This window comes from Aquimarina latercula DSM 2041 (assembly GCF_000430645.1).
Lineage (GTDB): Bacteria > Bacteroidota > Bacteroidia > Flavobacteriales > Flavobacteriaceae > Aquimarina > Aquimarina latercula.
This window is the reverse complement of the sequence record NZ_AUMK01000024.1, coordinates 1-9,876: the sequence shown is the minus strand read 5'-3', so window position 1 is coordinate 9,876 and position 9,876 is coordinate 1. Positions and strand designations below refer to the sequence as shown.

Below are 9,876 nucleotides of genomic sequence, written 5' to 3'. Positions count from 1 at the left end.
GTTAGAGCATATTATAAATAACACTCATCTGAATTGAATATAAATTTCACAAGATTAATAACTAATGGAGAGTTTGGTTTTCTAAAAATCGGACAAAGCAAATCCGAAATTGAAAATCAAAACCTGGTCCCTGAATGTTGGCTGAATAAAGAGTCTAAAGAATCCTCTAGAATATGGAGATACGGGAATTTTGAATTACATTTTGATGATAAAACTCATCTGTCAGGAATATTCAATGATTACGTTAACGAACTTGACGGAGGAGAAAGTTTAAATGTTATGGATAATTGGATTCTAAAAAAAGGCATCCACCCTACTCTTGATGAAGTAACTAATGAATTGAATTCTAAAAAACTTAACTTTTCAAAGGATACGGACTCTTTAGGATTAATTACGATTAAATTAAACAACGGAGTATATATGATATTTGAAAATCTGAATGACGGAAAAGAAATATCGCAAGGAGATTACGGAATGACTGTTATCGGAAAAAAATAAACATGCTCTAACAACATATATGTGATCATAGCAGCAAAGTGATCAATCGGTTGGTTCTTGTATATTTATGATGACGCAATGCTTGCAAAAGTTAAAGTTAGCAACCAATGCGCAGATTTATCCAAAATTAAGGTAACATTTTGCGCTGCTACGACACATATATTAAACGTTATAGCCAATTAAACAATAGAATATTATGAATAGAATAATACTACTTATTTCAATATCTTTCTTTATTAATGCCAGTTCAGCGCAGACTCTGAAAACACCTTCTTTTGAAGATGTCATTTCATTAAGATCTGTTTCTAATGCTGTGACCTCTCCTGATGGGAAACATATTGTATTTATAACTCAATCTGTAGATTGGAAGGAGAATAGATATGACAGGGAATTATGGCTTTCAAAAAATGGAGAAACTCCGTTTCAAATTACAAATAACCTTAAAAATAGTAGCAGTAACCCTAAATGGTCGCCAGATAGTAAATGGATAGCTTTTTTGTCGAATAGAGGTAAAAAAACTCAAATACATGCTATTCGCGTGGCTGGAGGAGAATCTTTTCAAGTCACTAAAAATGAAAATAATATCTCTAATTTTGAATGGTCTCCAAATGGTCGAAAAATTTCCTTTCTACAATCTGAAGATAAGTCTAAAGAAGTAAAAAAACGAAAAGAAAAATATGGAGGCTTTGCTGTTGAAGATGCTGAATATAATTTAAATCAACTTTGGGTTATTGATTTTAATCCAAAGCAGTTGCACTACATGCCATTACCAAATCAGATTAAAGATTCTTTATATACAGAAAAGCTTGAACCAAAATTATTAATTAATGATAAAACATTTTCTATAAACAAATTTAAATGGTCTCCTGATGGAAAAAAAATCGCTTTTGAGCACCAACCAGACCCTCTTAGAAATACGTTTTTTAAATCCGATATTTCAATCTATGATATAGCGTCTAAAACTCATAAAAAACTGATTAATAATAAGAGTTATGATGGATTAGTAAATTGGTCACCAGATGGGAAGTCAGTTCTTTATCAAACCAGTTTAAACGATAGTACTTCTAATTATTATTTAAACGGAAAATTATTTAGAATTAATGCAGATGGATCGGATAATAAACAATTAGCACAAAATTTTGATGAAAATTTATCTAGTATACAATGGAACGAAAATGGAATATTCGCTATCAGCTGGCAAAAGACGGACAGATCTCTTATAAAAATAGATCCTAAAAATGGTAATTCTACAGCTCTATCATTAGGTTTAAAAAGAATCTGGAATTACACTTTTTCAAGAGATGGGAAGCATCTAGCATATACAGGTGTTAATGATAATAATTTAACAGAAGTCTATTTTTCAGAATACCTATCAAAAAACACTCAACAAATAACAAACTTTTCAAATCAAATTGATCAGTGGTCTGTTGCGCAGAGTGAGGTTATATCTTGGAAGAGTGAAGATGGACAATTAATTGAGGGAGTATTACATAAACCAATGGATTACGATCCAAATAAAAAATATCCATTATTAGTTATTATTCACGGTGGTCCAACAGGTATATCAACACCAAGCCCAACACCTTCTTATGTATATCCAATGATTCAATGGCTTAACAAAGGTGCTCTAATTTTAAGACCAAACTATCGAGGATCTGCAGGATATGGTGAAATATTTAGATCGTTAAACGTTAAGAATTTAGGTGTTGGAGATTCTTGGGATGTGTTATCAGGTGTTAAGCATCTAGAGAGTGAAGGTATTATTGATGGCGATAAAGTTGGTTCGATGGGTTGGAGTCAAGGAGGTTACATTTCAGCCTTTTTAACAACAAACTCAAAAAAATTTAAGGCTATTTCTGTAGGCGCTGGAATTTCTAATTGGATGACTTATTATGTCAATACAGATATTCACCCCTTTACTCGGCAATATCTAAAAGGAACTCCTTGGTCCGATAAAGAAGTATATGAAAAGACTTCTCCTATGACAAGAATAAATAATGCTTCTACCCCAACGCTGATTCAGCATGGTGAATTTGATAGAAGAGTTCCAACTGCAAATGCATATGAATTATTTCAAGGACTCCAAGATGTCGGTGTTGAAACAAAATTAATTATATATAAGGGTTTTGGGCATGGTATAAATAAACCAAAAGAACGATTGGCAGCTACTTGGCACAACTGGCAATGGTTCGCTAAGTATATATGGGATGAGGAGATTGAATTACCTAAAAAATAAAAAAGGCTATAACACTGTATATGAAATCATAGCTCCCATTCGGTCGCTACGCTTCATATACTTACCGTTAGCTGTAATTGCCAGAACCAAAAATTAATGATAAGTAAAAAACTAAAAGATTTTTCAACAATTGAATTTGCAAAATTCATAGAAAAAAGACCTGGTATGTTTCTTGGGGACCAAATCACTCTTACAAGTTTGTGGAATATGCTTTTGGGATTTGATGTGAATTCCACCGAAAGTATTCCACCATTCCACTACTTTAATTATTGGACTAAAAAGAAACTTAATAAGTTAGGAGGTGGCTATAGTTGGAGAAATGCAATTTTGGAGGCTAATAATTCTGATGAAAGACAGGCTTTTAACAACTTTTTTGAATTACTCGATGAATTCCTAACCTTAAAACCGAAAAGTATTAATTCTGTTTTGCTAACCGAAGAAAACTTTACGTTTTACTATAATAAAGAGAACAATAATAAAAGCCGCAGAATAATTGGCGACACAATGGATTCTGCGATTTTATATCCAGCGCCTTACCAAATTAAGTTAGTAGAATTCGATTATTGCACACACGCCTATCACTATGATTTTTATTATGTAGTTGGCGAGTGTGAAAAAGGAAAGTATTCTCAAGAATTTGATGATTTGAACTCAAGTAAGGAAACTTACTCAAAAAAATTCGGGAAATTAAAGTGGACAGAAACTGATTATAGAAATATTGAAAATGAATTCAAATTGATAGTTGAAAATATAAATAACTACAGCTAACACGGTGTATAAAACATAGCTAATAAGTACTAAATCTAGAGGTTGGTGTTTATTTGCAAAGACCGCCAAATTTTTAAATTTGGCTTTTAGAATAAAAAAAGTAAAAACAAAATATAAAAATTCGGCTCCGTATTAAACTCAAAATGTAGTATCTTTTTACACGCTACGATTTCATACACTAGCCGTTACCAACAAGTATAAAAACATAATAATTTGAAAAACATAATTTTAAATTTATTGTTTACCTTCTGTTTCTCTATTATTTTCGGACAATCTTCTGATCGAACCTATCTTGGACATTATCACAATTACGGAACTGCTTACTCATACGGAGTTACTGAAATTATAATTCATTCTGACTCAACATACACTTGGAAAAGTTGGAGTGTGAATAATAAAAAAGAATGGAAAACTTATAAAAAGCGTAAGCCTGAAGTTAGTAATGGAAAAATAACTCGAAATGGAAAGTTTTATACTCTAACTCAGTATAGAAACGGTAACAAAACTGATTTTAATTGGACAGCAAAAATTCATGATAAACAACTGAATTTTTACTATCCCAAAAGAAATGGAAAATTAAAAAAGAGTTTTAAATATAAACGGATTAATTAAAAGAAAAAACCTGTTGGTAACACCATATATGTGATCATAGCAGTTAGGTAATCAATCGATTGGTTGTCATATGTTTATGAAGGCGCAATGCTTGCAGAAAGTAAAAGTTAGCAACCAATGCACAGAAAAGTCAAAAAGCAAGGTAACATTTTGCGCTGCTACGACACATATATTAAACGTTGTGATTCATTCTAGAAGCTCATAAATATGACTAAAATTAATCTCCAAACTTATAAATTGTATTATAAATATGACGGACAAGCGGAATGGGAAGAAGACTCTAGAATAAGAAAACCTAAAGATGTTCATGAAGGAATAGGAAATGACTTTCATATAATAAGTACAATATCTAACAATTTATTTATGATCAAATCAGGATTGTATAGTGCGGAACTTATGTAAGGAATGAAAAAGGAAATTGACGAGTTAAAAATAAATCTGACGGACGAAGTATATGGATATATCGAACTCGACGAAAAAATATTTCCAGAACCAAAGCAAAACTTTTTACAACGTATTTTGAATAAAAATAAAAAATGAATAAAAAGAGATTAAGTGTTGCAGCTAATTTAGGAGCTCCTTCCTATAAAATGCTATTGGAATTAGGTTATGAAATAACTATAGAAGGTAAAACTTGGATTGCGGAAAGTGATGATTGGATTCTTAGATCTGAGGGACCAATCGAACTTTTAGGGCTAGCTAATATCGTGGAAAAAAAAGGAGAAAATTGGAAAGTAACCGATAGCGAAATTGCTGAATTTCTTAAAAAAATTGAATAAAAACGTATCACAACACTATATATGTGATCATAGCAGCTAAGTGATGAATCGAATGGTTGTTGTATTTTTGGTAAGGCGCAATGCTTGCAGAAAGTAAAAGTTAGCGACCAATGCGCAGAAAAATAGAAAGGTAAGGTAATATTTTGCCCCTGCTACAACACATATATTAAACGTTGTAAGCTACCAAAAGAAACATTCAATTAAATGACAAACGAAACCTTATTAATTCCTAATAAATCAGATATTGAAAGGGATTCAATAGCCGATAGCTGGAAAAATAATGGTGGTGAAGTTTTACGTATTGGAAAGTTTTGGGAACGACCTGATGTTGATTCCGAAAAAAGATTGACCATATACGGAATTGATACTTTTAGCCTTGTCTTAGCTCAAGTACTGGGATTAAAATTAATTGAGCCAAAAGATGAATTAATTAGTGAACTAGACTTTAATTGGATTAAGCGCAAAATCGAAATTGTAACAATTCAGGAAATTAAAAACTCTCTTTTCCCAATCTTTATTAAACCTGTTAAACCTAAAACATTCAAATCGAGTGTTTATAATGATTTTGATAGTTTTACTAAAGAAACGAAAGGAATTGAACAAAATGAGCAAATCATAATGTCAAATATCATCAAGATAGAAAGTGAAATTCGAGCGTTTATATTGGACAATAAAATCCTCGATATGGCAATTTATGAAGGGAATTCTAATTTAGAATCAGCAAGAGAATTTCTAACTGACTTTTTGCAAAACCATTCAATTGATTTACCTGAATCTTATGTTATTGATTTAGGATTTAATCAGACAGATAAATGGTTTGTAATTGAATTTAATTCAAGTTGGGGCGCTGGACTGAACTCTTGTGATCCAAATAAAGTTATTAACGGAATTAGAGCGGCAACAATTAATAAGTAAAAAAGGCAGCTTACAACAACATATATGTGATCATAGCAACAAAGTAATCAATCGAATGGTTTGTGTATATTTATGAAGGCGCAATGCTTGCAGAAAGTAAAAGTTAGCAATCACTGCGCAGAAAAATCATAAAACAGGGTAACATTTTGCCCTGCTACGACACATATATTAAACGTTGGCGGCAATTAGCACCAGTTTTTTTATTTTAAAACCAAATCAAATGATTGGAGATTAATAAATAATATTATATTAATTATTTAAGTATTCGTAATTAAACATGAACAGAGTGAATATTATTTTAATCATTAGTATAATTCTAATTTTAGTGGGATGTAGTCAAATCTTCAAAAGAAAGTCAAATACTAATTCTACAGATTCAGGTTCTGGAAAGAAACCATATATGACATTAGATGCCGCAAAAAGTGTGGTTGACAACCTTGAAAGATTAGGTTATTATAAATATGCTAACGCTACACACTTAGATACTTTAAAAAATGATCTTATTTCATCTCTTGCTGAATATGGTGTTTTATCCACTATTTATGATGAAAAGAATTTTATTCCTTTTGATAATCGCTTATTCCTTTTTGATGGAGAAACATTGTTCGAAGAAGGAGGCTTTATGGATGCGATTAATAGTATGAAACCATTATTTAATAAACTGAATCTGAAATTTGAAATAACTAATCATTTGGAAGAATGGGATTCTCAAAATAAATGGTTGAATCATAGAATTTCAATAAATGGAACTGAATATGTGATTTTTAAAAATTTCAAAGATTATGGTTGGGGAGAAGCTGCGCAAAGATTTGCGGAAATACTTAATGACCAACTAAAATCTCAAAATATTAATGAAAGACTTTATCTAATTAACGGAGCAAACGATGGCCAATCAATATTTTTGACAAATGAAGAATACGATCTAATTAACAGCACGCTAAACGATAATTTATGGAAACCACTTAAAGTAGAAAAATGGTGTAAAGTTTTTCAAGTTGATCCGTTAAAATATAAAAATTAACTACCGCCAACACTATGTAAAAAACCATTAAAACGGTTTTTACATTAAACGTTAGCAATAATATAACCTTAATGGAAAATGAATCACTAATATTAGAGGAGAAAGGATATCCTATAATCAAAATGAATGTTGATTATTTTGAGATCAAAGCAATTGACTATTGGGAATTCAGAACTTTTAATTATTCAGACATTAAGGAAATAAAGTATTATGATCCAAATAACAATTGGTGGACTAAAATCTATATGTTAACCTCTTTAACCGCACAAATATTTTCTAAAAATGACCCTTGGGTTTTGAAAATTATAAAAAAAAGTGGAGGGAATTGGAAATATAAGACTTCACCTGAACGGAATTCTGAGTTTAATCAAGTGATCAAACTCTTAAAAATGAAACTAACGGAATAGCAACGCTTGAAAATAAAATTGCTAACATTATATATGAAATCAGAGCAATTTAGTTTTAGATCACAAGGCTATTTCCTTTTTGCAGTGGCGCTAGATTTTTATAAATTAAACAAGAAATAAAAATGCGCAGATAGATCAATTGGTTCAGGCATACTTGCCTTGCTCCGATTCATATATTTGGCGTTATCTCCAAGCCGATGAATAAAAACCTGATAATCAAATCTAATAATGAATTACCTGAAATAAGTGAGTTATATGAGTTACTTTCTGAGTATACAAATCTGACGGTAAAGCTTGAATCAGAAAAATTTGAAAATGATTATGTTATCGGATTACAAAATGAAATGCATAACTTCTGTGTAAGTGAGATTAAACACAAAAACACACTTATTATAGGCAAAAGTATTTCCACTCAAATTGTGATGGAAAATATTACTGAATTTTATTATTGTATTCAATGTTTTGATAATACAGCTCATCAACTGATGAATATGATGAGTAAGAAATTTAAAATTGATTTAAATAATTCGAGTGAGATATACGAGTTAAAGATGAAAAAAAGTAACCGTCAAAGAGGACAAATAAATAATGAATGGAATTATCATTTTCACGGAATAGGATGCTCTTTTAAAAATGAAAAAACTGGACAATTTCTAGATGTTCAGATTAACAATAATCTTGAATTTGGTATTATTGACAATTATTACCTTTTACAGTTTATTAATACCACAGAATCTTTATCCAAAATGAAGACCATTTTAAATAATGAATCCGCAAATATGTGGAAAATGATCCAGATATTAAAAAATCAAGAATACTTGATTGAATACTCTAATGATTTGGAGACTAAATTGATTCTAAATAGAAATAAAAAGCCAGGAGATAACACTATATATAGCAAATAGGGCGATTTAAGTTAGTTCGAAAAGCTATTGTGTTTTTGCTAGGTCGCCAAATCTTTTGATTTGGCTTTAAACAAGAAAAGATAAATCAAAATACAAAAATTTGGCTTAGTGCTTAATCGAAAGTAATTGTTTATTTTCAGCCCTAAATGCCATATATTAAACGTTAGCCACAATATGAAAAAAGCAATCTACATACTGATTTTTTTAGTGACCTTCGTTCGCTTCTCATATGGACAAGAATTACCAATACCCGACAATTACACTGTTGTTGATTCTGTTTCAGGTGATTTAGACAAGGATTCAATTGCTGAACTTGTAGTTGCTTACAATAAAGGACCTGAAAACGAAATTGATAGTGTGCCTCGCGAACTAATAATCTATAAGCTAAGAAACAACAACTGGACAGAATGGAAAAAGTCCAACCAAGCGTTATACGGTAGCAAAGATGGTGGAATGATGGGAGACCCTTTTGGCGAAATAGAGATTAAAAATGGAATCTTACTGATAAGCCAAAATGGTGGAAGTAGCTGGAAATTGGGATTTACTGATAAGTATCGTTTTCAAAATGGAGAGTTTTATTTAATCGGATACTCAAGTATTGCGGGAAAGCTTTGTGAATATTGGAAAGATGTTGATTTTAATCTCTCAACGGGTAAAATGATTATCAAGAAAGAGTACGAAGAATGCGAAACTGAAGAACAAGAAATTTACAAGAGAGAAAATGAAACCTTGTTTGAGAAAGGATTGAAAATAACGATACAAAATAGACAAGAACGCGAAATAAAAATCACAACACCCAAACATGGACACGATATTTATATTGCTGTAGGGAAAGAATAAAAATAAAGTGGCTAACACGGTATATAGCAAATAGGGCTATTAGCGGTTTCCGAAAGTTCAGTGTTATTTACCAATACCGCCAAATCATTGATTTGGCTTTTAAAATGAATAAATTAAAAACAAAATACAACGCTTTGGCTCAGTGCAATTTTGAAAGATTATCGCTTTCAACTGCCCTACTTGCCATATACTAAACGTTGTAGCTAATTAAATCAAAGTCTGTAAATGACAAAAAGTGACTTCATAAAATCAGTAACGAAATTACTAAAAGACAATGCTAAAGTTTTAGTATTAGTTAGAATCCCTAACTCTGGAAATAACCGAAACTATTTCTTTATGGAGAATTCAAATGAATTAGATGAACTTATTAATGAGAGTAATGAAAGTGACTCAATAACTGTATTCAAAGAGGTTAATGAATTAAATAATGGAATAGTAACTGAGGATTTTATAAAAACCGTAACGGAATCTCAAGTCGAAAATAATTTTGATCCTGAATTGTTAATTGTAAATAATACTTACAAAGAATATAAAAAAAATGGTGGTTCGGAATGGAATACTGTTGAGAATGTTAACGAACTCAAAGAGATTATGACGGATACTATTGGTGAAAAAATGTCAATAATTTCGGAGCCAGACTTTTGTGACGAAGTAAATACATTTCATTTGTATGTTCCTGATAAATATGGCGTAAGTAAATCTGGTACATCTTATTAAAAAACTAGCTACAACACGATATATGTGATCATAGCAGCTAAGTGATGAATTGAATGGTTGTTGTATTTTTGGTAAGGCGCAATGCTTGCAAAAAGTAAAAGTTAGCAACCAATGCGCAGAAATATCGAAAAGCAAGGTAACATTTTGCTCCGCTACGACACATATATTAAACGTTGTA

The 9,876-nt window shown here is 31.0% G+C and carries 12 protein-coding genes; all 12 read left to right on the top strand.

The genetic code is table 11. The annotated features are described in order from the left end of the window. Positions 1 to 33: 33 nt before the first annotated feature. Entirely contained in the window at positions 34 to 498 is a 465-nt protein-coding gene (locus tag H526_RS0117755) for a hypothetical protein (RefSeq protein ID WP_027394136.1), read from the top strand. Positions 499 to 694: 196 nt separating this feature from the next. Continuing rightward, positions 695 to 2,734: a S9 family peptidase gene (locus tag H526_RS0117750; RefSeq protein ID WP_027394239.1), complete on the top strand. Its 2,040-nt coding sequence runs from the start codon at positions 695 to 697 to the stop codon at positions 2,732 to 2,734. Between the two features lie 96 nt (positions 2,735 to 2,830). Further along, positions 2,831 to 3,502, top strand: coding sequence for a hypothetical protein (locus tag H526_RS0117745; protein WP_027394238.1), 672 nt, complete (start codon positions 2,831 to 2,833; stop codon positions 3,500 to 3,502). A 213-nt stretch (positions 3,503 to 3,715) separates the two neighbouring features. After that, on the top strand, positions 3,716 to 4,114 hold the full coding sequence (locus H526_RS0117740) for a hypothetical protein (protein ID WP_035085985.1): 399 nt from the start codon (positions 3,716 to 3,718) through the stop codon (positions 4,112 to 4,114). Positions 4,115 to 4,321: 207 nt separating this feature from the next. Further along, the gene (locus H526_RS0117735; RefSeq protein WP_027394236.1) at positions 4,322 to 4,516 is read left to right on the top strand and encodes a hypothetical protein; all 195 of its coding nucleotides are present in this window, start codon (positions 4,322 to 4,324) and stop codon (positions 4,514 to 4,516) included. Positions 4,517 to 4,650: 134 nt separating this feature from the next. Beyond that, complete coding sequence (locus tag H526_RS29515) at positions 4,651 to 4,893, top strand: hypothetical protein (RefSeq protein WP_035085983.1); 243 nt, start codon at positions 4,651 to 4,653, stop codon at positions 4,891 to 4,893. Positions 4,894 to 5,097: 204 nt separating this feature from the next. Further along, a complete protein-coding gene (locus tag H526_RS0117720; protein WP_027394235.1) occupies positions 5,098 to 5,808 on the top strand; it encodes an ATP-grasp domain-containing protein in 711 nt (236 codons plus the stop codon). 286 nt (positions 5,809 to 6,094) lie between these two features. Then, positions 6,095 to 6,829, top strand: a complete 735-nt coding sequence (locus H526_RS0117715) for a hypothetical protein (protein WP_155839722.1) — start codon at positions 6,095 to 6,097, stop codon at positions 6,827 to 6,829. Between the two features lie 71 nt (positions 6,830 to 6,900). Beyond that, the gene (locus H526_RS0117710; RefSeq protein WP_027394233.1) at positions 6,901 to 7,236 is read left to right on the top strand and encodes a hypothetical protein; all 336 of its coding nucleotides are present in this window, start codon (positions 6,901 to 6,903) and stop codon (positions 7,234 to 7,236) included. A gap of 197 nt (positions 7,237 to 7,433) precedes the next feature. Further along, a complete protein-coding gene (locus H526_RS0117705) occupies positions 7,434 to 8,141 on the top strand; it encodes a DUF6896 domain-containing protein (protein WP_027394232.1) in 708 nt (235 codons plus the stop codon). A gap of 174 nt (positions 8,142 to 8,315) precedes the next feature. Beyond that, positions 8,316 to 8,981 (top strand): hypothetical protein, encoded by a 666-nt coding sequence (locus H526_RS29510; protein ID WP_051336225.1) that lies wholly within the window; start codon positions 8,316 to 8,318, stop codon positions 8,979 to 8,981. 225 nt (positions 8,982 to 9,206) lie between these two features. Next, positions 9,207 to 9,698, top strand: a complete 492-nt coding sequence (locus H526_RS0117695) for a hypothetical protein (protein ID WP_027394230.1) — start codon at positions 9,207 to 9,209, stop codon at positions 9,696 to 9,698. Positions 9,699 to 9,876 lie beyond the last annotated feature (178 nt).